This is a genomic window from Amycolatopsis sp. CA-128772 (assembly GCF_002904295.1).
Taxonomy (GTDB): domain Bacteria; phylum Actinomycetota; class Actinomycetes; order Mycobacteriales; family Pseudonocardiaceae; genus Amycolatopsis.
Genome location: NZ_PPHG01000087.1, coordinates 63,596 through 89,374 on the forward strand (window position 1 = coordinate 63,596; position 25,779 = coordinate 89,374).

General features: G+C 74.0%; 10 protein-coding genes. 1 reads left to right on the top strand and 9 read right to left on the bottom strand.

Features of this window, described 5'->3' with window-relative positions; all coding sequences use genetic code 11:
• The first annotated feature begins 55 nt into the window (after positions 1-55).
• Positions 56-910, top strand: coding sequence for a class A beta-lactamase (gene bla, locus C2L59_RS37980; RefSeq protein ID WP_370444818.1), 855 nt, complete (start codon positions 56-58; stop codon positions 908-910).
• Here the strand turns inward: bla and C2L59_RS37985 are convergent.
• Genes C2L59_RS37985 through C2L59_RS38025 form a run of 9 tightly spaced genes read right to left on the bottom strand, consistent with a single transcriptional unit; the run spans position 898 to position 25,579 of the window.
• Positions 898-1,521, bottom strand: coding sequence for an NAD(P)H-dependent oxidoreductase (locus C2L59_RS37985; protein WP_103354431.1), 624 nt, complete (start codon positions 1,519-1,521; stop codon positions 898-900). The two genes, bla and C2L59_RS37985, sit on opposite strands and share 13 nt — an antisense overlap.
• On the bottom strand, positions 1,518-2,456 hold the full coding sequence (locus tag C2L59_RS37990) for a TauD/TfdA family dioxygenase (RefSeq protein WP_103354432.1): 939 nt from the start codon (positions 2,454-2,456) through the stop codon (positions 1,518-1,520). Before C2L59_RS37990 ends, C2L59_RS37985 begins: the two co-directional genes overlap by 4 nt.
• Positions 2,453-3,715: an ATP-grasp domain-containing protein gene (locus tag C2L59_RS37995; RefSeq protein WP_103354433.1), complete on the bottom strand. Its 1,263-nt coding sequence runs from the start codon at positions 3,713-3,715 to the stop codon at positions 2,453-2,455. The genes C2L59_RS37990 and C2L59_RS37995 overlap by 4 nt, the downstream gene beginning before the upstream one ends.
• A complete protein-coding gene (locus tag C2L59_RS38000) occupies positions 3,712-4,959 on the bottom strand; it encodes an ATP-grasp domain-containing protein (RefSeq protein WP_103354434.1) in 1,248 nt (415 codons plus the stop codon). Before C2L59_RS38000 ends, C2L59_RS37995 begins: the two co-directional genes overlap by 4 nt.
• The gene (locus C2L59_RS38005; RefSeq protein ID WP_103354435.1) at positions 4,956-10,361 is read right to left on the bottom strand and encodes a non-ribosomal peptide synthetase/MFS transporter; all 5,406 of its coding nucleotides are present in this window, start codon (positions 10,359-10,361) and stop codon (positions 4,956-4,958) included. Before C2L59_RS38005 ends, C2L59_RS38000 begins: the two co-directional genes overlap by 4 nt.
• Positions 10,358-13,342, bottom strand: a complete 2,985-nt coding sequence (locus C2L59_RS38010) for a non-ribosomal peptide synthetase (protein WP_103354436.1) — start codon at positions 13,340-13,342, stop codon at positions 10,358-10,360. Before C2L59_RS38010 ends, C2L59_RS38005 begins: the two co-directional genes overlap by 4 nt.
• A 10-nt stretch (positions 13,343-13,352) precedes the next feature.
• Positions 13,353-18,650: a type I polyketide synthase gene (locus C2L59_RS38015; RefSeq protein WP_103354437.1), complete on the bottom strand. Its 5,298-nt coding sequence runs from the start codon at positions 18,648-18,650 to the stop codon at positions 13,353-13,355.
• Complete coding sequence (locus tag C2L59_RS38020; RefSeq protein WP_103354438.1) at positions 18,647-22,084, bottom strand: non-ribosomal peptide synthetase; 3,438 nt, start codon at positions 22,082-22,084, stop codon at positions 18,647-18,649. The genes C2L59_RS38015 and C2L59_RS38020 overlap by 4 nt, the downstream gene beginning before the upstream one ends.
• 57 nt (positions 22,085-22,141) lie before the next feature.
• Complete coding sequence (locus tag C2L59_RS38025; RefSeq protein ID WP_103354439.1) at positions 22,142-25,579, bottom strand: beta-ketoacyl synthase N-terminal-like domain-containing protein; 3,438 nt, start codon at positions 25,577-25,579, stop codon at positions 22,142-22,144.
• Positions 25,580-25,779 lie beyond the last annotated feature (200 nt).

Consider the following 25,779-nt stretch of genomic DNA (forward strand, 5'->3'; position numbering starts at 1 on the left):
AAGACTCGTGCCGTTCCCCCAGTGGGCCGCGCTCGCCGCGCTGGTCCTCGTCCCGCTGACCGCCTGCTCGGCCGAAACGCCGGCGCCAGCTCCGCTACCGGCACCGTCGACGAAGGCCATCACCGCGCCCCAGCCGGACTTCGCCCCGCTCGAACGCGACTTCGACGCCCGCCTCGGCGTCTACGCCCTCGACACCGGCTCCGGCCGCGAGCTCACCCACCGCGCCGACGAACGCTTCGGCTACGCCTCGACGCACAAGGTGTTCTCCGCCGCCGCCGTCCTCCAGCGCACCGGCCTCGACGGGCTCGCCAAGAACCTCACCTACACCCGCGCCGACCTGCAGCCCAACTCCCCCGTCACCGAAAAGCACGTCGCCACCGGCATCCCGTTGCGCGACGCGATCGACGCGGCCCTGCGCTACAGCGACAACACCGCCGCCAACCTGCTGTTCCGCGAACTCGGCGGCCCCGCCGGGCTCGCCCAGGCGCTGCGCGGGATCGGCGACACGACCACCTACGTCGACCGGATCGAACCCGGGCTCAACGACCTCGCGCCGGGCGACGTCCGGGACACGAGCACGCCGCGCGCGATGGCCGGCAGCCTGCGGGCCTTCACCCTCGGCGCCGCGCTGCCGCCGGAAAAGCGGACCGTGCTGACGGACATGATGCGCGCCAACACCACCGGCGCCGCGCTGATCCGGGCGGGCGCGCCGGCGGGCTGGGCCGTCGCCGACAAGACCGGCACCGGCAGCTACGCCACGCGCAACGACATCGCCGTGGTCTGGCCGCCCGGGCGGGCGCCGATCGTGCTGGTCGTCATGTCCAGCCGCCCGGCGAAGGACGCCGATCACGACGACCGGCTGATCGCCCAGGCGGCGAAGCTGGTCCTCGACGCCCTTCAGAAAGCCTGACCGAACAGCCGCCCGACCTCCGCCGAGACCTCGTCGAGCCACGCGGCCCGCTGCGCCGCGCCGGCGTCGGCCAATACCCGCAGCACCAGCCGGCTCACCTCCGGCTCCCCGAGGTAGGGCGCGAGGCAGCGCCGCCAGATCGCGTCCAGGGGGTCGCCGAACAACGTCCGCTCGCGCTCCTCGGGCGTGTCGGAGGTGTTCACCACCAGCAGCCGCCGCAGGGACAGCAGGGACTCGGGCGCGCCGCCGGCGTCGTCGAGGCGGTAGGCGACGCCGGGGACGAGGATCCGGTCGAGCCAGCCGCTGAGGATCGCCGGGGGCTTGCCCCACCAGTTGGGGTGGATCGCGACGAGCCCGCCGGCCTCGCGCAGTTCCGCGCGGTGCTGCCGCACCAGCGGGTCCGGTTCGGCGGCGAGGAACTCCTCCGCCCGGGACCCGCTGGTGTAGGCCTCTTCCGCGGTCAGGACCGGGTCGAAGCCTTCGGCGTACAGGTCGTGGAACCGCACCGGCACCTCGGCCCGGGTGAGCGCGTCCGCCACGCGCGCGGCCAGCGCGTGGTTGAAGCTGCCCGGCCGCGGGTGCGCGAGCAGCACGACCACCGGTGCGGTCATCCCGTCATCGCCACCAGGATGCGCCGCTTGCCGGTGAACGGCTCCCGGCCGTGGGCCATCAGCATGTTGTTGATCACCATGATGTCGCCGGTCTGCCACGGGAACGCGTAGCTGACTTCGTCGTAGACCTCACGGATCTTTTCCAGGTCGGCGACCGGGATCGGGCTGCCGTCGGCGAAGTAGGCGTTGCGCGGCAGGTCTTCCTCCGGGTACAGCTCCAGCAGCGCCTCGCTCACCTCTTCGCCGAGGCCGGACACGTGGAAGAGGTTGGCCTGGTTGAACCACACGGTGTCCCCGGTGTGCGGCTCGTCCGCAAAGGACGGCCGGACGTGCCGGGTGCGCAGCCCCTCTTCGGTCCACTCGAAGGTTTGGCCATGGCTCGCGCAGTAGTCCTCGACACTCGCGCGATCCTCGGTCTGGAACGCCTCCTGCCAGGTCAGCCCCAGCCCTTCGCGGAACGCGCGCGTGTAGGTGACGCCGCCGGCGAACCGCTCCCGCAGGTCTTCGGGCAGCAGGCGAAACATCGCCCGGCTGTCCGCGATCGGCGTCGCGCCGCCGGTTTCCGCGGCGGTGTCGCACAGGAAGAACAGCCGGGCGGGCCAGCTCGCCGAGTAGGAGTTCTCGTTGTGCATCGGGATCGACTCGGTGGGCGGGTACTCGGTCGAGGTGTAGATGTTGCCCGCGACGTTCGACCGCGGCGTCGACCGCTCGGTGTAGGTGAGCAGCGCGCCGCCGATCGTCTCGGTGACAGTGTTGAACAGCTCCAGGTCGGCGGGCAGGCCGCGCAGCAGGACCGCGCCGTGGTCGCGCAGGTGCTCCTGCAGCTGCGGCAGGTGCGCTTCGACAGCCGCGAAGCCCTCGGCCGGGAAGACGGCGATCTTGGTGTGCTTGTTGCCCTGCAGCTGCCCCGAGAGTGCCGCGAGATCGGCGGTCATGCTTCCTCCAGTTCGAAACGGACGAGTTTGGTGGCCTCGGCGTGCAGCGCGGCCAGGTCGTCGAGATCGGCGAAGCCGGCGACGAGGACGTTCACGGCGTAGATCTCCTGGTCGTCGCCGAGCAGCTGGCCGGGGGTGACGATGGTGACGACGTCGAGGACCTCGGGCAGGTCCGCGACGTCGCCGGTGCCTTCGACGCGCACCAGCCGTCCGGTGCCCTCGGCGTAGACGATCAGGTATCCGACCGGCACCGGCAGCCCGGTGCCCCGCGCGGGCGGCGGCGTGCCGAGGGCGAGCGAAACGGCTTCGGCGGTGACGTCGATGCCGGTGGCGAGCTTCAGCAACGCGGGCTGCGCTCCCCCGGCGGGCCGGCCGGCGTTGACCTCGACGACCACCGGCCCGAGCCGCGCGTCGTCGATCACCTCGACGTGCGCGCAGGTCTGGTCGAGCCCGAGGGCGAGCACCGCATCGGCCGCGGCCGCTCGGATCGCCGCCGCGCGCGCCGGGGACAGCCCGAAGGGCGGGCAGACCATGCCGAGTTCGAACTTCCGCTCGTCGATCAGCGGCTTGCCGACCACGGTGACGGTCTCCGCGGCGCCGTCACGAACCAGCACGTCCACCGCGTACTCGGGCCCGTCGAGCAGGCCCTCGACGAGGAACACGCGCAGCGGTTCGAGGCCGCCGGGCAACGGGCGGTGGTAGCGCGCGTCGGCGTTCTCCGGGAGCCGGGTGGCCAACACCTCGTGAGCCGCCACCAACTCGTCCACAGTGGACACTGTGCGGACCAGGGTGCTGGCGGCGCCGTTGACCGGCTTGACGATGGCCGGCAGCCCGACCCGCTCCGCGATCGCCGCGGCCTCGGCCGGGTCGGCGAACAACGCGGCCCGCGGCCCCGGCAGTCCCGCTTCGGCAAGCTTTTCCCGGACCGCGAACTTGTTGTGCGCCAGCGTGAACACCGACGCCGGGCAGCGCGCGATGCCGAGCAGCTCGGCCACCTGGCCAGTGCTCGCGATGATCCCCTCCGCCGCGGTCAGCACCGCCGCGGGTTCCCGGTCGCGGAGCGCGCTGGTGACGGCGAGAACGTCACGGACGTCCTCGACGACGACGAACCCGTCCACCAGGGGCCCCAGCGCGGCCCGTTCGGCGTCGTCGAGCGGCTCGGTGACGAGTTCGGCCCGCCACCCGGACGCCCGGACGGCGGCCGCGTAGTCCCCGATCCAGTGCCCGTGCGTCTCCCGCACGAGGAACGCGGTGCTCACCCGACCTCCAGGCGGATCAGCTTGCTCGCCTCGGCGTGCAGCGCGGCGAGGTCGTCGTGGCCGGCGAACCCGGCGACGACGAGGTTCACCGCGTAGACCTCCTGCTCGTCGGTGAGCACCTGGCCGGGCGATACCGTCGTGACAACGTCGACGACCTCCGGCAGCGCGGCGACCTCGTCGAGGCCGCCGATGCCGGTCAGGGTGCCCGATCCGGAGGCGTACAGGATCAACATGGCCAGGGGGATCGGCAGTTTCGCCGGTTCCCGCGCGGGCGGCGGTGCGCCCAGGGCGAGGGCGGTCAGCTCGGCGAACACGTCGATGCCGGTGCGCAGCTTGCCCAGCAGCGGCATGATCGAGCCCGCCGGGCGGCCCGCGTTGACCTCGACGATCGTCGGGCCGCGCCGCACGTCGTCGATCACCTCGACGTGCGCGACCGTGTTGTCCAGCCCCAGCGCGAGCACCGCTTCCGCGGCCGCGGAGGTGATCAGCGCAATGCGCTCTCCGGTGAGCCCGGCCGGCGGGCAGGACAGGGCCAGCTCGAACTTGCGCTCGTCGATCAACGGCTTGTCGAGGACCTCGATCGGCTCGACGACGCCGTCGCGGACGAGGACGTCCACCGCATACTCGGGCCCGTCGAGGAACCCTTCGACGAGGAAGGTCGTGGCCGGGTCGAGTGTCCCGAGCGGGCGGTGGTAGCGCGGGTCCGCGGACTCGGGCAGCCGCGCCGCCAGCAGCTCGTACGCGGCGGCCAGCTCGTCCACGGTGGACACCGTGCGCACCAGGTTGCTCCCGGCGCCGTTGACCGGCTTGACGATCGCGGGCAGGCCGACCCGCGCCGCCACCTCCGCGGCTTCCGCCGCCGAGGAGATCAACGCGAACGCGGGCCCGCCCAGCACCTCCCGGACCGCGAACTTGTTCGCGCACCGGGCGAAGACCGACGCCGGGCACCGCGCGACACCGAGCAGCTCGGCGACCCGGGCGGCGCTCACGATGGCCCCGTCCGACCCGGTGAGCACGGCGGCAGGCGTCCCGTACTCCGACCGGATCTTCGCCGCGACCGCCGAAGCGTCGTAGACGTCGTCGACGGCCACGACCTCGTCCACCACGGCGGCCAGCGAGATGCGTTCGGCCGCGTCGGCCGGCGGGGCGAACAGCACCGCGCGGTGGCCGGCCGCGTGCACCGCGGCGGCGACCTCGCCGACCCAGTGCCCGCGGGCCTCCCTGATCAGCACCACGACACTCACGCGGCCTCCTTCCCGGCGAGCTTGCGCTCCCGTTCCTGCGCGCCGACGAGGTCGTCCGGCAGTGAATCGGGAACTTCGGTGTCGAACCGGCGCAGCAGCCGGATGCCGAACCCGCCGACGTTGATGAGCAGCAGGATCAGCGCGTAGACGACGTAGGCGAGACCGACTCCGCGGCCTTCGCCGGTGCCGAGCACCGCGCCGATCGACCCGGACAGCGGCCCGCCGGGGGCGAGCAGCGGCGAAAACCAGCCGACGGCCAGCGGGGCCAGCACCGCGAACCCGATCGGCAGGGTGGACCAGGTGATCGTCTGGTTGATCGCGAACACCCGGCCGTGGTAGCGCTGCGGCACCTTGACCTGCACCAGCGTCGCGTAGATGCCCTGGGACACCGCCATCGCGGCGGCCAGCAGGAACACCCCGGCCGCAACGACGATGAGCGACGGCCGCAGGCCCATCACCAGGCTGCCGAGCGCAATGCCGACGTTGCCGAACAGGACGCCGACCATTCGCCGCTTGCGCGGGCCGCCCCACAGCGCCATGCCGATGCCGCCGGCGACCGCGCCGATCGCCTCGGCCAGCGCCACCTGGGCGACGTCGGTGACCGTGCCGAAGGACAGCACCAGCGGCGAGACGAGCACCAGCGCGGGGGCCAGGAAGACGTTGGCCAGCGCGAAGTACAGCAGCATGGTGCGGAAGCCGCGGTGGTTCCACGAGTACTTGAGCCCGCCCGCGATCGCCGTCAGCAGCGGTTCGCGCGGGCGCCAGCCGAGCAGGTCGGGGAACCGGACGAACAGCAGGCTGACGACGGCGAACACGTAGCTCGCCATGTCGAGGACCAGGATCCCGGACAGCTGGATCGCCGCGAGGAGCCCGGCCGCGATCACCGGCATCAGCAGCTGCGCGAAGCCATTGGACAGCTGCGCCAGCCCCATCGCGTGGCCGAGGTACTGCTTCGGCACCAGCTGCGCCACCGACGACTGGTAGGCGATCCGCTGGATCGACCCGGCGACCGACCCGAGCGGGATCAGCACGTAGAGGAACCACAGCTGCAGGTTCCCCGCCGTCAGCAACAGCGCCAGGGCGAGCTGGATGACCCCCGCGACCACGCTGGCCGCGATCATGATGCGACGGCGGTCGCCGCGGTCGACGAGCGCGCCCGCCACCGGCAGGACCAGCACCCCGCAGAGCAGCGCGAGGGCCCAGAGCAGGCCGAGGTCGGTGACCGAGCCGGTTTTCGTGTAGAGCCAGATCGGCACCGCGAACGACGTCAGCGCGGAGCCGGTCGAAGAGACCAGCTGGCCGACGGTGACCGTGACGAACCGTGCCATGCTCGGCTTCACCGCGGGCGTTGCGGCCACTTCTGCCCGGTGGGTGTCGTGCACGGCCCAGCCGGCGTCCTCGCCGCGGGCCGAAACATGCAGGTCACCGGGCTCGTCGAGCGCCGGGTACACCCGGGTCAGGATCTCCGCCAGTTCCTCCGCGCGGTAGCGGAGGAAGAAGTGCCCGGCCTGGTCCAGGACGACCAGGCCGGTGTGGTCGGTGAGGAACTCCCACTCGCGGTAGCGCTCGGTGTAGTAGTCGGTGACCGGGTCCTCCGAGCCGACGACCGAGACGATCGGCGCGCGCAGCTTGGCCACGCGGGCGTCGAGCAGGCCGCTGAAGTACTCCTCGGCGGCGCGGCTGTCGGCCCGCATGTTGCTGATGATCCGGTCGGCCTGCGCCGGGTCGAGGTCGTCGGTGTCGACGCCCATGCCCTTGAGCCAGTTCGCGTAGTACCGGTTGCTGCGCAGCTTTTCCAGCCGGGTGCGCAGCGTGCCGACCGCGCCCTTGATCCGCGCGAACGGGAAGATCGCGCCGATGTGGACGACTTCCAGCTCCCGGCCGCGTTCCTCCAGACGCCGGGCGACGCCGACGGCAAGGGCGTTGCCGACGCCGCAGTGGCCGTAGATGGCGAGGGGGCCGTCGATGCGCTCGAGGACCTCGTCCGCCAGCCGCTCGACCAGCTCGTCGAACGGCACGGCCTCTTCGGAGAGCCCGACGTCGTGGCCGGGGATGGCCACCGAGAACAGCGAATACCCGCCGGGCAGGGCGTCGGCGAGGGGTTGGTAGACGATCGCGCTGCCGCCGCCGTAGGGGAAGCAGACGTAGGTGAGCGCCGGCTTCGCGACCGGCTTGGTCAGCTCGTAGAGCAGGTGCCCGGAGTCGTCGCGGTCGCCGGCCAGGAACACCGCCAGCTCGCGGATCGTGCGGTGCTGGAACAGGTCCATCACGCCGGCCTGGTGCCCGGCCTTAGCGATCCGCGCGACGACCTGGGTGGCGAGCATCGAGTGGCCGCCGAGGTCGAAGAAGTCGTCGTCGACGCCGAGTTCCTCGACCTTGAGGACGTCCCGCCAGATCTCGGCGAGCAGCACTTCCAGGGGGGTCGACGGCTCGACCAGGGCCGTGCTCGCGTCGCGGGCCGCGACCGGGGCGGGCAGCGCCTTGCGGTCGAGCTTCCCGTTGGGTGTCAGCGGCAGGGCGTCGAGGGCCACGAACGAGGGCGGGACCATGTAGTCCGGCAGCGTCTCCTTCAACGCGGTCCGCAGCACGCCCGCGTCCGCGTCGCCGACGACGTACCCGACCAGGCGCTTGTCCCCCGGCGTGTCCTCGCGGACGAGCACGACCGCATCGGCCACCCCGGGCTGCTCCCGCAGGCGGGCCTCGATCTCGCCGAGCTCGATGCGCAGGCCGCGCAGCTTGACCTGGTGGTCGAGCCGGCCGAGGAACGCGATCGTGCCGTCGGGTCGCCAGTGCGCGAGGTCGCCGGTGCGGTACATCCGGCCGCCGGCAGAAGCGCCGAAGGGGTCGGTGACGAACCGTTCCGCGGTCAGCTCCGGCCGGTTGTGGTAGCCGAGGGCCAGTCCGACGCCGGCGATGTGGAGTTCGCCGGGTACGCCCACCGGGCACGGGTGGCCGCGCCGGTCGAGGATGTGGATCCGCAGGTTGCGGATCGGCGCCCCGATCGGCACGGACGCGACCTCGGCCAGCGCCTCGGGCGTGCAGGGCCAGGCGGTGACGTCGATCGCCGCTTCGGTCGGCCCGTAGAGGTTGTGCAGCTCGCAGTGCGGCAGCCGCCGGACGAACTCGCGGGCGGTGTCCAGGGGCAGTTCCTCACCGCTGCAGACGACCCGCCGCAGCGCCGTCACCGACTCGATGCCCGGCTCCGCGAGGAACAGGCTGAGCATCGACGGGACGAAGTGCGCGGTCGTGATGCCCTCGGTGTCCAGGAGTTCCCGCAGGTAGGCGGCGTCCTTGTGGCCGCCGGGCTCGGCGAGCACCAGCCGGGCGCCGGTGATCAGCGGCCAGAAGAACTCCCACACCGAGACGTCGAAGCTCGCCGGCGTCTTCTGCAGCACCGCGTCCGAGCCGTCGAGGCCGTACTCGCGTTGCATCCAGTCGAGGCGGTTGACGATGCCGCGGTGGCCGTTCGGCACGCCCTTCGGCCGCCCGGTCGAGCCGGAGGTGTAAATGACGTACGCGGGATCGTCCGCGCTCGCCAGGGGTTCCAGCGCGGTGGCCGGCCCGGTCAGGTCGTCGAGGACGACCACCGTGGCGTCACCCGCCGGGAGGGTCTCGCGCAGGGCAGTCTGGGTCAGGACGACCGGCGCGGCCGCGTCTTCGAGCATGAACGCGAGCCGGTCGGCCGGGTACTCCGGGTCGAGCGGCACATACGCGCCCCCGGCCTTGAGCACGCCGAGCAGCGCGACGACCAGCTCGAACGACCGCTGCGCGAAGACGCCGACCAGGGTGCCCGGGCCGACGCCGAGGTCGCGCAGGCGGTGGGCGAGCCGGTTGGCCCGCTCGTCCAAGTCCCGGTAGGACAGTGACTTCCCGCGGAACGTCAGCGCCAGGGCGTCCGGCGTGCGCGCGATCTGCGCCTCGACGAGCGCGTGCAGCGTGCCCGCCGGGATCTCGCCCGCGGTGTCGTTCCACCGGTTCACGACCAGGTCGCGCTGGTCGCCCAGCAGGTCCAGTTCGGACAGTGGCCGGCCGGGGTCGGCGACGATCGAGCGCAGCAGCGTCACCAGGCGCTCGGCCATGCCCGCCACGGACTCCGGGCCGAACAGCGCGGTGTTGTGCACGAACTTGCCGATCAGCCCGGATTCGACCTCGATCGCGTGGAACTCGAAGTCGAACCGGGTCGCGGGCAGGTCCATCGGCAGCCAGCGGAAGTCCACCGCGGACTCACCGGCCGCGCCCATCCGGCCCATCTCATAGTTCTGCAGCACGAACATGGCCTGGAACACCGGCGAGCGGCTGACGTCCCGCGGCACGCCGAGGGCGTTGACCAGCCGCTCGAACGGGACGTCGGCGTGCTCGAACGCGTCGAGCACGTGCCGGCGGGTCCGGGCCAGCAGCTCGGCGAACGTCGGGTCGCCGGCCAGCTGGGCGCGCAGCGGCAGCATGTTGACGAACATGCCGACGACGCCTTCGAGCTCGGGCAGCCCGCGTCCGGCCGACGACGACCCGACGGCGAAGTCGTCCTGCCCCGAGTAGCGGGCCAGCAGGACCTGATACGCGGCCAGCAACGTCATGAACAGCGTGACGCCGTGCTCGCGGCTCAGCGCACCGAGAGCCTGGGCGAGGTCCCGCTCGACGAAGAACTCGTGGATCGCGCCGTAGAACGTCTGGGTCGCCGGCCGCGGGTGGTCGGCCGGCAGTTCCAGGGGTTCGACGCCGTCGAGCGCGGCTCGCCAGTGATCGAGCTGCCGGTCGAGCTCGGCGCCGGTCAGCGTCCGGCGCTGCCAGTGCGCGAAGTCGCCGTAGCCGATGGACAGCGCGGGCAGCGCGGCCGCCGTGCCGTGGTAGTGCGCCGCGAGGTCGCGCAGCAGCAGGTCGACCGACCAGCCGTCACCGACGATGTGGTGCGTGCACACGGCCAGGAGGTGCTCGTCGTCGGAGATCCGGGCCAGGGTGGCGCGCAGCAGTGGTCCGGTGACCAGGTCGAACGGCTCGGCTGCGGCGGCGTCCACCGCGGCCCGGGCCGCTTCCCCGCTCCCCGCGTCCACGATGGACAGTGGCACCGTGACGACGGGTTCGAAGTGGACGGACGGCTGCCCGTCCTCGTTCGCCGGGAACCGCATCCGCAGGGCCTCGTGCCGCGCGGGGAGGGCGTCGAGCGCCGCCTGCAGCACGCCGAGGTCGAGCCGGCCGCTGAGCCGGATCGGCACCGGGATGTGGTACGACGTCGTGCCGGGCGCGAACTGCTCCATGAACCAGACGCGTTCCTGCTGGTAGGACAGCGGGACGGGGTCGCCGTCCGGGCGCCGGGTGATGGTCGCGGCCGGCTCCGCGCGCCGCCGCAGCCGCCGTTCCAGCAGCGCGCGGCGGGCGGCCGCGCCGGTTTCGTCGATCGTCGTCACGCCGGCCCGCCTTCGGCCAGCTGGGCCTGGACCTCTTCGTCGCTGAGCTGGTCGAGGTCGTCGGCCAGCCGCCGTTCGACCTCCGCGGCCAGCTCGGCCACCGTGGTGAACGAGAACAGCCCGCGGACCGGCAGGTCGACGCCGACCTGCTTGCGGATCCGGACCATCGCGCGGATCGCCAGCAACGAGTTGCCGCCGTGGGCGAAGAAGTCGTCGTGCACACCGAGCTTTTCGACACCCAGCAGCTCGCCGAGGACCTCGGCGACCAGCTCTTCGGCCGCGGTGCCCGGGGCCACGTACTCCGTGCCGCCGCCGAGCTGCGGGTCCGGCAGGGCGGCCCGGTCGAGCTTGCCGCTCGCCGCGACCGGCAGCGCGTCGAGGGTGACGAACACCGTGGGCACCAGGTACTCCGGCAGGCCGGCCCGCAGAGCGTCGGCCGCGCCGTCGGCATGGCCGACGACGTACCCGACGAGCGTCCCCTCGCGGACCGCGACCGCCGCGTCCCGGATCTCCGGGAGCTCCCGCAGGGCGCCTTCCACCTCTCCCGGCTCGATTCGGAATCCGCGCAGCTTGACCTGGTCGTCGGTCCGGCCGAGGTAGTCGAGGGTGCCGTCGCGACGCCAGCGCGCGAGGTCGCCGGTGGCGTACATCCGGCCGAACGGGCCGTCGGGGAACCGTTCGGCGGTGAGCTCGGGCCGCCCGAGGTAGCCGTGGGCGAGCTGGGCGCCGGCGAGGAACAGCTGACCGGCGACGCCGGGCGGCACCGGCCGCAGCCGGTCGTCGAGGACGTAGGCGCGGGTGCCGGGGATCGGGCGGCCGATCGGGACCGGCCCGGTGACCGGCCCGTCGAGCCGGTGGGCGACGCAGCCGACGGTGGCCTCGGTGGGGCCGTACTCGTTGGTGACGGCGATCCCGGTGAACGGCCGCACGGCTTCGCCCATCAGCGCCTCGCCGCCGAGGACCAGGTCGCCGGCCGGGTAGGACTCCTCCGGCAGCACGGCGAGGTGGGTCGGCGTCGCCTTGACGAAGTCGGGTCGTCCGGAGTCCACAACGGAGCCGCCGGCGGTGAGCGGGCCGAGCAACGTCGTCACGGTGAGGTCGAACGACGCCGACGTGTGCAGCAGCGCGCGGCCCGCCAGGCTCGGGTACGCTTCGCGCGCCCAGCCCAGGTAGGCGGCGAGCGCGCGGTGTCCGATCCGGACACCCTTCGGCCGCCCGGTCGAGCCGGACGTGTAGATGACGTAGGCGATGCCGTCCGGGTCCGGCTGCGCGGGGTTCTCGTCGGACGCCTCCGCCCAGACCGCCGGGTCGTCGAGCGCGAGGGTGTCCCCGTCAAGGCTCACCTCCTCGGCGGTGAGCACGACGCGCGCCCCGGCGTCGGCGAGGATCAGCGCCTGCCGCTGCGCCGGGTTCGCCGGGTCCAGGGGGACGTAGGCGGCGCCGCTCTTGAGGGCGCCGAGGATGCCGACGACGAGGTCGGCCGAGTTCGGCGCGCAGATCCCGGCCACGCCACCACCGCCCAGGCGGTGCGCGACGCGGTTGGCCCGCGCGTTGAGCTCGGCGTAGGTCAGCCGCACCCCGCCGAGGTCGACGGCGACGGCGTCGGGCGCCGCCCGCACCTGGTCTTCGAAGCGGGCGACGACCAGCGGGGCGTCCTCCGTGGACGAGCCGCTCCACGCCAGGACCTGGGCGCGCTCGGCGTCCGACAGCAGCGGCAGGTCCGCCACCGCGACGGCCGGGGCCTCGACCGCGGCCGTCAGCAGCCGCAGGTACCGCTCCACCATGGACTCCGCGGTGGCCCGGTCGAACAGGTCCGTGCGGTAGAGCAGCCGGCCGCCGGTCGCGGTGAGGTCGATGGCGACGTCGTCCTTGGCCGTGGCGTAGCGGACCGGCTCGATGCCCGAATCGGGGATGAAGTTGAAGCCGACCTGGTAGACCGCCTGCACCGCCGGGTCACGCTCGGGGCGGACCTCGTCGGCGACCAGCTGGAACGGCACCCGGCCGTGCTCGATCGCGTCCAGCACCGCGGTGCGGACCCGGCCCACCACGTCGGCGAACGACGGCGATCCTCCGACGTCGACGCGGATGGCGAGCTGGTTGACGAACATCCCGATCAGCGGGGCCAGCTCCGGCAGGTCCCGGCCGGCGACCGGCACGCCCACCACGATGTCGGCCGAACCGGACAGTCGCGACAGCAACGCCGTGTAGGCGGTCAGCAGCACCATGAACGGTGACGCCGACAGGCTCCGGCCGACCTCGCCGACCCGGCCGAGCAGGTCGTCGGGCAGGGCGAAGTCGACCTGGTCGCCGCCGAACCCGAACTCCGCCGGCCGCGGCCGGTCGGTGGGCAGGCTGTGCACCGGCGGGAGCCCGGCGAGCCGCTCGCGCCAGTAGTCCAGCTGGGCGCGGACGGCCGGCAGCTGCCCGCGCTGCCAGGCCGAATAGTCGGGGTACTGGATGGCCAGCTCCGGCAGCTTCGGCAGCCGCCCTTCGGCGGCCGCGTTGCACGCCTCGTCGAGCTCCGCGGCCAGGACCACCGCCGATCCGGCGTCGAACACCGTGTGGTGCACGACGAAGGTCAGCAGCCAACCGGTGTCGGCGAGCCGGCACAGCTGGGCCCGCCACGGCGGGGCGGTGTCCAGCGGGATCGGACGGCGGGCGATCGCTTCCGACCGCTCGACGGCGCGGGCTTCCCGATCCGGGGCGTCACGCAGGTCGTGCACTTCGAAGCCGATCGGGACGTCCTCGTGCACCACCTGGACGAGGTCGCCGCCGTCCATCCGGAACGTGGTCCGCAGGGCTTCGTGGCGGCCGACGACCACGCCGAGCGCGGCCCGCCACTGGCCTTCGGTGAGCGGGAGGTCCTGCCGCACCTGGCAGGGGAGGTTGTACACCGGGGACGCCGGGTCGAGCTGGTTGGACAGCCAGATCCGCTCCTGCCCGAACGAGGCCGGGAACGTCCATTCCTTCGTGTCGGTCATGTCTCCTGCTTCAGCGCTCGAGCTTGGGGATGGTGGTCGCGGCCGGTTCCGGCGCCGCCGGCGCGGCACTTTCCCGTGAAAGTGCCGCGCTGCGCAGTTCCTCGATCCGCTCGGCCAGCGCGGCCACCGTGGAGGATTCGAACAGTGTCTTCATGGCCAGCCGGGCGCCGGTGGTCTTGCGGACCTGGGCGATCAGCTGGATGGCGACCAGGGAGTTGCCGCCGAGGGCGAAGAAGTCGTCGTGGACGCCGACGCGCTCGACGCCGAGCACCTCGGCCCACTGGCGGGCGATCTCGGTTTCGAGGCCGGTGCGCGGGGCGAGGTAGTCGTCCTGCACCTGCGCCGCAGGTGTCTCGGTGACCTCTTCGGACTCTTCGAGGCCTTCCGCGGTCACCCGGCGGGCGAACAGGTCGGCCACCGGGCGGGTGCTGATCACCACCTGCCCGCCGAGGCCGGGCGTCAGCGCCCGCAGGAACGCCTCGGCGCCGTCGACCGGCCGGATCCCCGCCGAGTCCACAGTGGACTTCGGCGCGGCGCCCAGTTTGCTGCTGACCGCGTTTTCGTCGACCTGCCGCAGCACGAAGTCCTCGATCTCGGCCAGCACGCGGCCGGTGTCGTCGCACAGCGTCAGGTCGGCGGCGATCACCTGATCGCCACCGGAATCCCGGTAGCGCAGGTGGCTGTGGAAGCTCGCCGGGAGCGGGGCGTGCACGACCACCCGCCCGTAGCTCATCGGCAGGTAGGTGCCGCTCCCCCGGCCGCGGCCGAACGCGGTCGCGACGTCGAGCAGCGCCGGGTGCAGGCCCCAGCCGGTGTCCCCGGCCGCCGCCTCCGGGGCGACGATCGACGCCAGTTCCTCGTGCTCACCGACGTGGTGGGTGCGCAGCGCGGCCCAGCGCGGGCCGAAGGTGACCATGCTGGTCCGGCCGGTGCCGAAGGCGTTGCCGTCGTCGAGCACGCCGGTCCGGCCCCGGACCGCGTCCAGGTCCACAGTGGACGTCGTCGGTGCGGGCACCCAGCCCGCCGAGCCGCGGACGTGCACCTTCGTCACGCCGGCCGCGCGGCTGGTCACCGTGAAGCCGTCGCCGTCGAAGCTCACCCGGTACTCCGCGACGGTGCCTTCGGGCACCGAGAACGGCTCCAGGAAAGCGACGTCCTGCAGCTCGACGACGTGCCCGTCGCCGGGGCGCGGCCGGGCCGCCTCGACCGCCGCCCGCACGGTCTCCAGGTGCCCGGTGCCGGGAACGACCGGGATGCCGGAGATCCGGTGCTCGGCCAGCAGCCAGTGCCCGTTGGCCGAAACCAGGCCGTGGCAGCTCTCGCCGGTGCGGGTGGTGAGCACCGGGTGCTCGACCGGGCCGTCCGCCTTCGTGCGGGTGGACCGGATGGTCGCCGGCGCGGCCACCTCGGCGGCCATCCCGACCTCGTCCCAGCCGCCCCAGCCGTGCGAGACGACGCGGGCCTGCCAGCCGTGGTCGCCGCGGGCGTAGGCGTCGAGGAAGTTGTTGGCCGCGCAGTAGTCGACCTGCCCGAAGTCACCCGAGACGGCGGTGACCGACGAGCACAGCGCGACGAAGGCCATCGGCAGGTCGGCGAACGCCTCGGCGAGCGCCAGGGTGCCGCCGATCTTCGGGCCGAGGACCGCTTCCGCGGCCGCCCGCTCCTTGACCTCGGCGACGCCGCCGCCGGGCAGCCCGGCCGCGTGCACGATCCCGTCCAGGCCGCCGAACTCGCGTTCGGCCAGCTCGCGGACCTCCCGCAGCCGGGCCGGGTCGGTGACGTCGGCGGCCACCACGTGCACCACCGCGCCGGCCGCTTCCATCCGCCGGATCGCGCGGATCGCGCGGCCCGTCCGGTCGTCCTCGGCGTACGCCGCCCATTCCCCGCGGGCCGGCAGGCCGGACCGGGTCACCAGGATCAGGTTCGCCCGGACCCGCAGGGCGAAGTCCTCGGCGAGGGTGATGCCGATGCCGCCGGTCCCGCCGGTGATCAGGTATCGGCCCCCCTCGCGCAGCACCGGCGGCGTCACCTCGGGCACCGTGAGCTGCGTGTGCTCCATGACCCAGCGGCGGCCGCGCCGCAACGCCACCTCCGGCACGTCCGCCGGTCCGAACAGCTCGGCGACGACCTCGCCGGACACCGTCTCGACGTCGATCCGCCGGACGACCGTGCCGGGGACTTCCAGGGGGACGACCCGCGCGATGCCCGCGAGGGTCGCGTGCTCGGGCCGGATCAGGTCGGTGCCGGCGACGTCGGCGGTGCCGCTGCTCAGCACGTCGAGCCGCACCGGCTCGCCCCACGCCTGGACCAGGTTGAGGACGCTGAAGAACCCGCGGTCCTGGGCGGCCATCCCGGTCTCGGTCCCGCCGAGCGCCCACGCGTGGACGACCCGTTCCGGGCGGTCGCCGAGGGCGGCGACGAGTTCGTCGTAGTCCTCGCGAACCCCGGGCCGGACGGTGAATCCGGTCGAGGTGCGGGCGAACCGATCGCCCGGGCGGACCTCGGTGACCGCGACCCCGGCCGCCCGCAGCAGGCCCGGCAGGACGTCGTCGCCGACGAACGCGAGGCAGGACGCGAAGGGCTCGCGTCGCAGCTCGGGCCCGGCCTGTCGCCAGGACGGCACGGCGAACCACTCGTCGAGGGGCAACGGGCCGCTCGGCCGCGCCGGTTCGGCGACCGTCCCGGCCGGGTCGGGGTCGACCCAGTACCGCCTGCGCGCGTACGGATAGCCCGGGAGCGGTACGCGGTGCCCGGAAACCGGGGATTCCACGGAAACTCCGTGTGTCCACAACAGACCGGCCGCGGTGTGGAGCGTTTCGACGTCGCCTTCGCGGTCGGTGCGGCCGGGCAGGCTCGGCTGCGGCGCGGGCAGGCCCTTGGGCACCTGCCCTCGGGCGAGCCCGGCCAGCTGGTGCCCCGGGCCGCATTCGACGAGCGCCCAGCGGTCGCCGCCGGCGAACAGCGTCCGGACGCAGTCGCCGAACCGGACCGCCTGCCGCAGGTGCGCGGCCCAGTACGCGGGGTCGGTGGCCTGGGCGTCGGTGATCCAGCCGCCGGTCAGGTTCGACAGGAACGGCAGCGACGGCGCCGACCGCGGCACCGCGGCGACGGCCTCGGTGAATCCGGCCAGGATCGGGTCCATCATCGGCGAGTGGAAGGCGTGCGAAGTCACCAGCTCGCGGCACTGCACGTCACTGGACTTCAGCAGCGCGGCGAAGCCGGCGACGGCGTCGGACGGCCCGGCGACGACACACGTGCCCGGGCCGTTGACGCCGGCGATCGCCAGGCCCTCGGGCAGCCGTTGCGTCACGGCCTCTTCGTCGAGCTGGACGGCGAGCATCGCGCCCGCCGGCATGGCCTGCATCAGCTCGCCGCGCCGGACGACCAGCCGCAGCGCGTCGGCCAGGGTGAACACCCCGGCGACGGTCGCGGCGACGTACTCGCCGACCGAGTGGCCGATCATCGCCCCGGGCCGCACGCCCCAGCTGCGCCACAGCATGGCCAGCGCGTACTCGACGACGAACAGCGCGGGCTGGGTGTAGCGGGTCTCCCGCAGCTGCGCGTCGCCGCCGCGGTCGAAGATCAGCTCCTTCAGGCCCGGAAGCCCGGCCAGCTCGCAGCATTCGTCGACGGCCGCGGCGAACACAGGCTCGCTGCGGTACAGCTCCGAGCCCATCCCGGCGTACTGCGAACCCTGGCCCGGAAACAGGAACGCCACCTTGAGCTCGCCGGCCTCGGCCGTGAGCAGGCGCCGCGGGTCGCGCAGGCCGTCGACCGCGTCTTCGGAGTCCCGGGCGACGACGACCGCGCGGTGCGGGTATTCGGTGCGTCCGGCGGCGAGGGTGTGGGCGACGTCGGCGAGGTCGAGGTCGACGTCCCCGGCCAGCCGGTCGGCGAGCCGCCCGACGGCCGTGGCGAGGGTTTCCGGCGACTTCGCGGAGAGCCGCAGCAGGTGCGCCGGGTGCGGACGCCGGTGCCGTTGCGGGGCCGGGGCCTCCTCCAGCACCAGGTGGGCGTTGGTGCCGCCGACGCCGAACGAGCTGACGCCGGCCCGGCGCGGGGTGTCGGCCGCCTCCCACTTGGTCACGGTCCGCGCCGGGTAGAACGGGCTGCGCGGGAAGTCGATGCCCGGGTTGGGCTCGTCGTAGTTGATGGTCGGCGGGATCAGCCCGTGCTCCATGGCGAGCACGGTCTTGATCAGCGCCACGACGCCGGCCGCCTGGGACAGGTGGCCGATGTTCGACTTCACCGAACCGATGGCGCACCAGCCGGTGTCCGGCACGCCGTGTCCGTACACAGTGGACAGCGAAGTGATCTCGATCGGGTCGCCCAGCGCGGTTCCGGTGCCGTGCGCCTCGACGTAGCCGATGGTACGCGGGTTCACCCCGGCCATGCCGACCGCCTGCGCGATCGCCTCGGTCTGCCCCGCGACGCTCGGCGCGGAGAAGCCGACCTTCGTGGCGCCGTCGTTGTTGATCGCGTTGCCGAGCACGACCGCCCGGATGTGGTCGCCGTCCTCCAGGGCCTGCGACAGCCGCTTGACCAGCACGACGCCGACGCCGCTGCTCCAGACCGTGCCGTTGGCGCCGGCGTCGAACGCCCGGACGTGCCCGTCCGGCGAGGTGAAGCCCTCGACGCCCATGTACCCGATGCCGTGCGGCATCTCCAGGTTCACGCCGCCGGCCAGCGCCATGTCGCATTCGCCGTTGCGCAGGGCCTCGCAGGCCAGGTGCACCGCGACCAGCGACGTCGAGCACGCCGTGTGGATCGCCAGGCTCGGGCCGCGCAGGTTCAGCTTGTAGGACACCGACGTCGTCAGGTAGCTCGGCTGGTTGCCGGTCGACATCCCGATGCCGCCGTGCTGCGACGCCATCACGCGCTCGTTGCGCAGCAGGTTCTCGATCAGGTAGCCGGTCCGGCCGGTGCCGCCGTAGACGCCGATCGCCCCGCGGTAGCGAGCCGGGTCGTAGCCGCCGTCGGTCAGCGCCGAGTGGCATGCTTCGAGGAACACGCGGTGCTGCGGATCGGTGATCTCGGCTTCGCGGCTGGTCATGCCGAACAGGTCGGCGTCGAACTCGTCGAAGCCGTCGACCACGGTGGTGGCGTTGACCCAGCTGGGATCGTCCAAAGTGGCCGGATCCGCGCCGCGGGCGAGCAGTTCCTCGCGGGTGGCGGGCTTGACGGACTCGACGCCGTCGACGAGGTTGCGCCAGAACTGGCGCAGGTCGCCGGCGCCGGGGACGCGGGCCGCCATGCCGACGATCGCGATCGGGTCGGCGCTCGCGTCGGGTTCGAGGTCGTGGGTCACAGCGGTCGCTCCTGTTCCTGGCCGGTCGTGCCGGCACTGCGGCGGGGTCTTCTGGACGGGGTGCGCCCCCGGCGGGCGGCGACCCGCTCGGCGGCGCGGGCGAGCTCCGGGCTGGGTGCGGCCCCCGCGTGCAGGTGGGTGGCGAGGGCGCGGACGGTGGGGTGGGTGAACAGGTCCACCATCGGGATGGTGCGGCCGAGCCGGGCGGTGACCTCGGCGTGGACGCGGGCCAGGGCGAGCGAATGCCCGCCGAGGTCGAAGAAGTTGTCGGTCACACCGACGGCGTCGAGGCCGAGGACCTCCCGCCAGGTGGCCGCGATGACCGCCTCGGTCGCGGCCGGCGCGGCGACGTCGGCGACGGGCGGCGGTTCCGGCCGTGACCGTGCGGCCGCCTTCGGCGCGGCGGTCCGGACGGCGGCCCGCGGGAGCTCCGGTGCGCACGCCGCGGCCGGCCGGTCCGGCTCGGCGACCAGGGCGGCGAGCAGCGCCGTGAAGTCCTCGGCCAGCGCGGTCATCCGGACGGCGTCGAAGAGGTCCGGATTGTAGAGCAGCTCGACGCCGTGTTCGAGGACGTAGACGGTCAGGTCGAACGGCGAGCCGGGCTTTTCGACCGGCAGCCACGCCCCGCCGGCCCCGGGCAGGTCCAGCCGGGGTTCGGTGAAAGTCAGGACGTTGACCATCACCTGCACGAGCGGCGCCCGCGACGGGTCGCGCGGCACGCCGAGGGCGTCCACCAGCCGGTCGATCGGTGCGGCCGGGTGGGCGGTGGCGGCCAGCAGTTCCTCGCCGCCGGCCCGCACGAGCGTGCCGAAGTCCGTGTCTCGCGCGCGCAGCCGCACCGGGACGATGTCCACGAAGAACCCGGCGACGTCCTGGGTTTCGGCCAGCTGCCGGTCGGCGACGACGGTGGCGACCAGGTGATCGTCCCCGCCGGTGAGCCGCCGCAGCAGCTGCCCGAACGCGGCCAGCACCACGCCGGCGCGGGTGGTTCCGGTGCGCCGGGCCAGGTCCCCGACCGCGTCGGCGACGCCGGCGGGGAACGCCTGGTGGTGGCTCGCGCCGCGGTAGGTCTGCACGGCCGGGCGCGGCCGGTCCCGCGGCAGGTCCAGAGTGGACGGCGCACCGGCCAGGTGGCCGGTCCACCAGTCCAGGTCGACGGCCTCGCGGCGGCGGTCGCGGTCGGCGCGCCAGACCGCGTAGTCCGCATAGGACACTCCGAGCGGGGGCAGCGCCTTCCCCCGGTATGCCGCGCTGAGGTCCGCGCAGAGGAGCTCCTGGGACCAGCCGTCGAACACCGCGTGGTGCAGGGTGAAGCCGAGGACGTGCTCGTCCGGGCCCAGCTCGTAGAGCCGCACGCGCCACGGCGGTTCGCGGTCGAGCCGCACCGGGGTCGCCGCGTCGGCGGCCAGCCGGGCGCGCACGGCGTCCGCGGCCACCGGGATGACCGGCAGGGCCACGTCGCCCGGGGGCAGGCACTCGGCCCGCGGGACGCCGTCGACCGGCCGGATGCGCCAGCGCAGCACGTCGTGGCGCTCGGCGACGGCCCGCAACGCGGCCCGCAGCGTCTCGACGTCGAGGGGCCCGGTCAGCCGGAACGCCATCGCGATGTTGTACGGCGCCGCGTCCGGGGCGAGCTGGTCGAGGAACCACAGCCGCCGCTGCGGCGGGGACAACGCGGGCGCGTGCCCGGTCGTCAGGCCCGGCCCGGTGAGCGGGGCGGCCGCGGCCACCCGCCGGGTGAGCTCGTCCAGGGTCCGCCCGGCGAAGACGTCCTCGACGGACACGTCGGCGGCGAGGTCCGCGCGCAGGGCCGCGACCAGCCGCATCGCGGCGATCGAATCGCCGCCGGAGAGCAGGAAGTCCGGACCGGCGCCCGGGCCGAGGACCTTGCGCCACACCGCTTCCACCGGCGAACCGGGCTCGCGGGCGGCCTCGGGCTCACTCCCGGCGAGGGCGCGCAGGGCGGGCCGGTCGATCTTCCCGGTGACGGCGTTCACGGGCAGGGCATCGAGCCGCCGGATGGCGGCCGGGCGCATCGCCTTGGTCAGCCGGTCCCCCGCGTACGCGTGGATGTCCTCGTCGGGCGGCGCCGACGTCGGCGTGAGGAACGCGACCAGCCGGGTGCCGCCGGGACCGGGGACGGCCTCGACCGCGACGGCGGCGACGTCCGGGTGGGCGCCGAGCGCGGCCTCGACCTCGCCGAGCTCGATCCGCTGGCCGCGGACCTTCACCTGGCGGTCGGCGCGGCCGGCGAACTCGAGCCGGCCGTCGGGGCGCAGCCGGGCCAGGTCGCCGGTGCGGTAGAGCCGCTCCCCCGGCGTGCCCGGGTCGCCGACGAACTTCCGCGCGGTCAGCCCGGGGCGGCCCAGGTACCCCGCGGCCACGCCGGGGCCGCCGATGACCAGCTCGCCCACCTCGCCCGGCAGGACGGGCCGCAGGTCGGCGTCGACGACGCACGCGCGGTGGTTCGGCGTCGGCGTGCCCAGCGGCAGCGGGTCGGCCGGGATGCCGGTGACCTCGTCGGTGACCACGACGACGGTCGTTTCGGTCGGGCCGTAGACGTGGAAGAACCGGCGGCCGGGCAGCCAGCGGGCGGCCAGCTCGGCCGGCACCGGCTCGCCGCCGCAGGCCACGGTCCGCCAGCCGGGCACGTCCGCGGGGTCGAGCAGGGACAGCAGCGTCGGCGTGATGAAGCCGAAGTTCACGTCGTGCTCGACGACGAACCGGCGCAGCCGTTCCGGGTCGGCGCGGTCGGCCGACCCGGCCAGCTGCACCGAGCCGCCGACGGCGAGCGGCACGAAGACGTCCATGGTGAAGGCGTCGAAGCCGAGCGAAGAGATGCCGAGCGTCCGGGTGCCGGGACCGGCGCCGAGCCGCGTGGCGAACCCGCTCACGAAGGCGACGATGTTGCGGTGCCGGGTGAGCACGCCCTTCGGCCGGCCGGTCGAGCCGGAGGTGTAGAGCACGTGCGCGGTGTGGTCCGCGGTCGCGGGGCAGAGGCCCGGCACGCCGGGTGGCGGCACGTCGATCCCCTGTGCGGGCCCGAATTCCGCGACGGCGGCGTCGCCGACGATCAGGGTCACCCCCGCATCGGCGGCGATGTCGGCCAGCCGGGCCCGCGGGCCGCCGGGTTCGAGCGGGACGTAACAGGCGCCGGAGAGCAGGACCCCGAGCACCGTGCTCACCAGGGCGGGCGTCCGGTGGGCACACACCCCGACCCGGGTTTCCGGGCCGGCCCCGCGCTCCCGCAGGGCGGCGGCGACCCCCCAGGCGGCGGCGGCGAGCTCAGCGTAGGTGAGCTCGGTGGCGCCCTGCCGCACGGCGGGCGCACCCGGCGTCCGCCGCGCCTGCGCGAGCACCAGCCCGGCGACCGTCGTGTCCGGATAGGACAGTGCCGGGCCGTCGATGCCGGTGCCGGGCAACGTGTCGGTCAACGTGAACTCCCCAGTTCGGTACGGCCGCGGTGGCGGCCGGGTGGTCGTGCGTGCCGGTCACGGGTGGTGTCCCGGGACGGGCGGGTCGATCCAGCAGCGGGTGCGCCGGAACGGGTGGCCGGGCAGCGGCACCCGGCCGGGGCGGGCGCCGTCGTGACGATTGGCCCAGTCGACATTCGCGCCGCCGATCCAGCGGGCGGCCAGTTCCCGGGCCGCACCCGGCGGCCCGGCCACCTCGAGCGGCCCGGCCAGCACCGTCTCCAGCGCCTCGACCGCCTCGGCCGCCGTCGTCGCGACCACGGCCGCGCGGACCGGGAGCTCCCGGCGTCCGACCGCGAGGGTGTACGCCACGTCCGCCAGGTCCGGCGGGTCCGCCGCGAGCCGGTCCCGCAACGCCGAAAGCGCCTGTCGCAAGGCGTTGCCGTCCTGTGCGGACACCGGCAGGACGTACGGGCCGTCGGCCGTCACCCGCGGTCCCGGCGCGGGGGCCTCCTCGACGATCACGTGGACGTTGGTCCCGCCCATGCCGAACGCGCTGACCCCGGCCACCCGGCGCGGGGCCTCCGGCCAGTCCGTGGCCTTGACCGGCACGTAACACGGCCCGCCCGCCAGGTCGACCTCCGGGTGCGGGGCCGTGAAGTGCAGGTTCGGCGGGATCACGCCGTGGCGCACCGCCAGCACCGCCTTGATCAGCCCGGCCACGCCGGCGGCCGCGTCGAGGTGGCCGATGTTCGTCTTGACCGAGCCCAGCGCGCAGGTGCCCGGCGGCACGTCCCGGTACACCCGGTTGAGCGCCGCCACCTCGATCGCGTCGCCCAGCGGGGTGCCGCTGCCGTGCGCCTCGATCAGCCGGACCTCCGCCGGGTCGACCTCGGCCACCGCCAGTGCTTCGGCCACCGCCGCCGCCTGCCCGGCCGGGCTCGGCACCGCGTACCCGGCGCGGTCGCCGCCGTCGTTGGTCATCGCCCAGCCGGGCAGCACGGCGTGGATGTGGTCGGCGTCGGCCAGGGCGTCGGACAACCGCCGCAGCACCACGACCCCGGCACCCGAACCGAACCCCGCGCCGGCGGCCGCCGCGTCGAACGACCGGCACCGGCCGTCCGGTGACGCCATGCCGCCGGCGCGGTAGCGCGGCCACGTGACGCTCACTCCCCCGGCGATCGCCAGGTCGCAGCGGTATTCGGCGAGGCTCTGCGCGGCCAGCCCGACCGCGGCGAGCGAGCTCGAACAGGCACTTTGGACGGCCACCGCGGGCCCGGTCAGGCCGAACCGGTAGGCGAGCTGGCCGGGCAGGTGGTCGGTGAGCTGGCGGCCGAGCAGCCGGCCCTCCCAGTCGTCCGGGTCGACGTCGCCGCTCACCGCCGGGTTCCCGAACAGGTGGAACAGGAAGTACCGGTTCACCCCGGCCGAGGTGAACACGCCGACCGGGCCGTCCTCCCGCGCCGGGTCGCGGCCCGCGTCCTCCAGGGCCTGCCAGGCCGTTTCCAGGAACAGCCGGTGCTGCGGGTCGGTGCGGGCGGCCTCCTCGGCGGTGAACCCGAAGAACCCCGCGTCGAAGTCCTCGACACCGTCGAGCCGGCCCCCGGCGCGCACGTGCGCCGGGTCCGCGCGCAGGCCGGGGCCGATGCCGAGGGCGGCCAGCTCGTCGTCGGTGTAGTCGTGGATCGAATCCGTTCCCGCGCAGAGGTTCCACCAGAACGCGTCCACGTCCGGCGCGCCGGGGAACCGGCAGGCGAGCCCGACGACGGCGATCAGGTCGCTGCCGGGTTCGTCCTCGCCCGGCGGGTCCGCCCCGGGCCGGGGTTCGTCCGAAGTGGACTGTTCCAGGTACGCGGCCTGCGCGGCGATGGTCGGGTGCTCCAGCAGGCCCAGCAGCAGGACGTCGGCCCCGAACTCGGCCGCCAGCCGCTGCTGGACCCGGCCCAGCAGCAGGGAATGCCCGCCGACGTCGAAGAACGCGTCGGTGGTGGCGATCCGGTCGTGCCCGAGCACCGCGCACCAGATCGCGTGCACCCGGCGCTGCGCCGGGGTCATCGGCGCGGCCGGCACGGGCGCGGGCGGCCGCGGGTCCGGAAGCGCTTCCTCGTCGAGCTTGCCGCTGACGGTGAGCGGGAACGCCGCCACCACGGTCACCGCGCCGGGCACCGAGTGCCCGGGCAGCACCTCGGCCAGGGCGCCCCGCAGCGCGGTTCCGTCCGGCCGGGACCCCGGCACCGGGACGACGTAGGCGAGCAAGTCGCCGTCGCGCACGACGGCCCGCGCTTCGGCCACTTCGGGCTGTTCGCCGAGCCGCGCCTCGACCTCGGTCAGCTCGATCCGGAAGCCACGCACCTTGACCTGCCGGTCCAGCCGGCCGAGGCAGACGAGGGTGCCGTCGGACCGGACCCGGCCGAGGTCGCCGGTGCGGTAGCTGCGGACGCCGGCGGCGGACGTGCCGAACGCCGGGCTCGGCTGGTCGAAGTAGCCGTCGACCAGGTATTCGCCGCTGACTTCCAGCTCGCCGCCGTCGAGCACGGTGAGCGTGTAACCCGGCAGCGCGGTCCCGATGGGCAGCGGGCCGGTGGCGTCGTCGCCGACGTCCGCGGCGGTCAGCCGGTACTGCGCGGCGAAGGTCACCTCGGTCGCGCCGTACCCGTTGACGTAGACACAATCGGGCGCGAACCGGCCGCGGCGGACGTCGGCGTAGGTGGCCTGCTCGCCGCCCAGCAGGACGGTCCGCACCGAGGGCAGGTCGCCGTCGAGCGCGTCGAGCAGGTAGCGGTAGACCGTGGGCGTCGAGTGGTAGACGGTCACCTCGTGCCGCGCGAGCTCGCGGGCCGCGTGGGCCACGCCGTGGGCGCGGACGTCGACCGGCACCACGGCGGCGCCGGTCAGCAGCGCCGGGTAGAGGTCGGGGATCGCCGCGTCGAAGCCGAAGGAGGCCAGCAGGCTGACCCGGTCCGCGGCGGTGATGCCGAGCGTCGCGATCTGGTTGTCCACGACGTGCCGGAGGTTGCGGTGGGTCTGCGCGACCGCCTTCGGCGTCCCGGTGGAGCCGGAGGTGAACAGCACGTAGGCCGGGGTGCCGGGGTCCGGGTCGGGCACCGGCAGCGGCGCGGTGTCCTTTCCGGACCGCACGAGCCGGGCGGACCCGTTGCGGCACAGCGCTTCCGCCAGCTCGACGTGCCCAGGACCGGCGAGCACGGCCGACACGCGGGCCGCCGCGACCTGGTGGGCGAGCCGGTCCCGCGGGAACGTCGGGTCGAGCGGGACGTAGGCGCAGCCCGCGGCCAGGGTGCCGAGGATCGCCGCGATGGCGGGCGTGCCGTGCCCGGTGACCAGGCCGACGAACTCACCCGGCCGCACCCCGGCGTCGAGCAGCCGGGCGGCATGCCCGCCGGCCAGCGCGGCCAGCCGGCCGTAGCTCACCGCGGTGCCCGCCTCGAGGACCGCGATCCGGTCGGGTGAGCGCCGGGCGAGATCCGCGAAACGTCTGAGAATTCCGGCGTGCGTCATCGCCCGGAGTCGGCCCCCGACGGCGAATGGGCGCGCGGAAACCAAGGCGGTGACGTGGACTTCATCTCACTCCCCAGTGCGATATGACGAAGAATCACGCAAGGCTAAGGGGCAAGACAGCATCTGGGGATACGTAATCCGCAGAGTTCAGCCGAATGACCTATCGAACCTGGACCAGTGGCACCAGTTTCCCACGCCAT

Excerpts from the sequence above, each read along its gene's own strand:
- C2L59_RS38010 (WP_103354436.1), bottom strand. The coding sequence starts at position 13,342 with ATGACCGACACGAAGGAATGGACGTTCCCGGCCTCGTTCGGGCAGGAG.
- C2L59_RS37990 (WP_103354432.1), bottom strand. The coding sequence starts at position 2,456 with ATGACCGCCGATCTCGCGGCACTCTCGGGGCAGCTGCAGGGCAACAAG.
- C2L59_RS37985 (WP_103354431.1), bottom strand. The coding sequence starts at position 1,521 with ATGACCGCACCGGTGGTCGTGCTGCTCGCGCACCCGCGGCCGGGCAGC.
- C2L59_RS38025 (WP_103354439.1), bottom strand. The coding sequence starts at position 25,579 with ATGACGCACGCCGGAATTCTCAGACGTTTCGCGGATCTCGCCCGGCGC.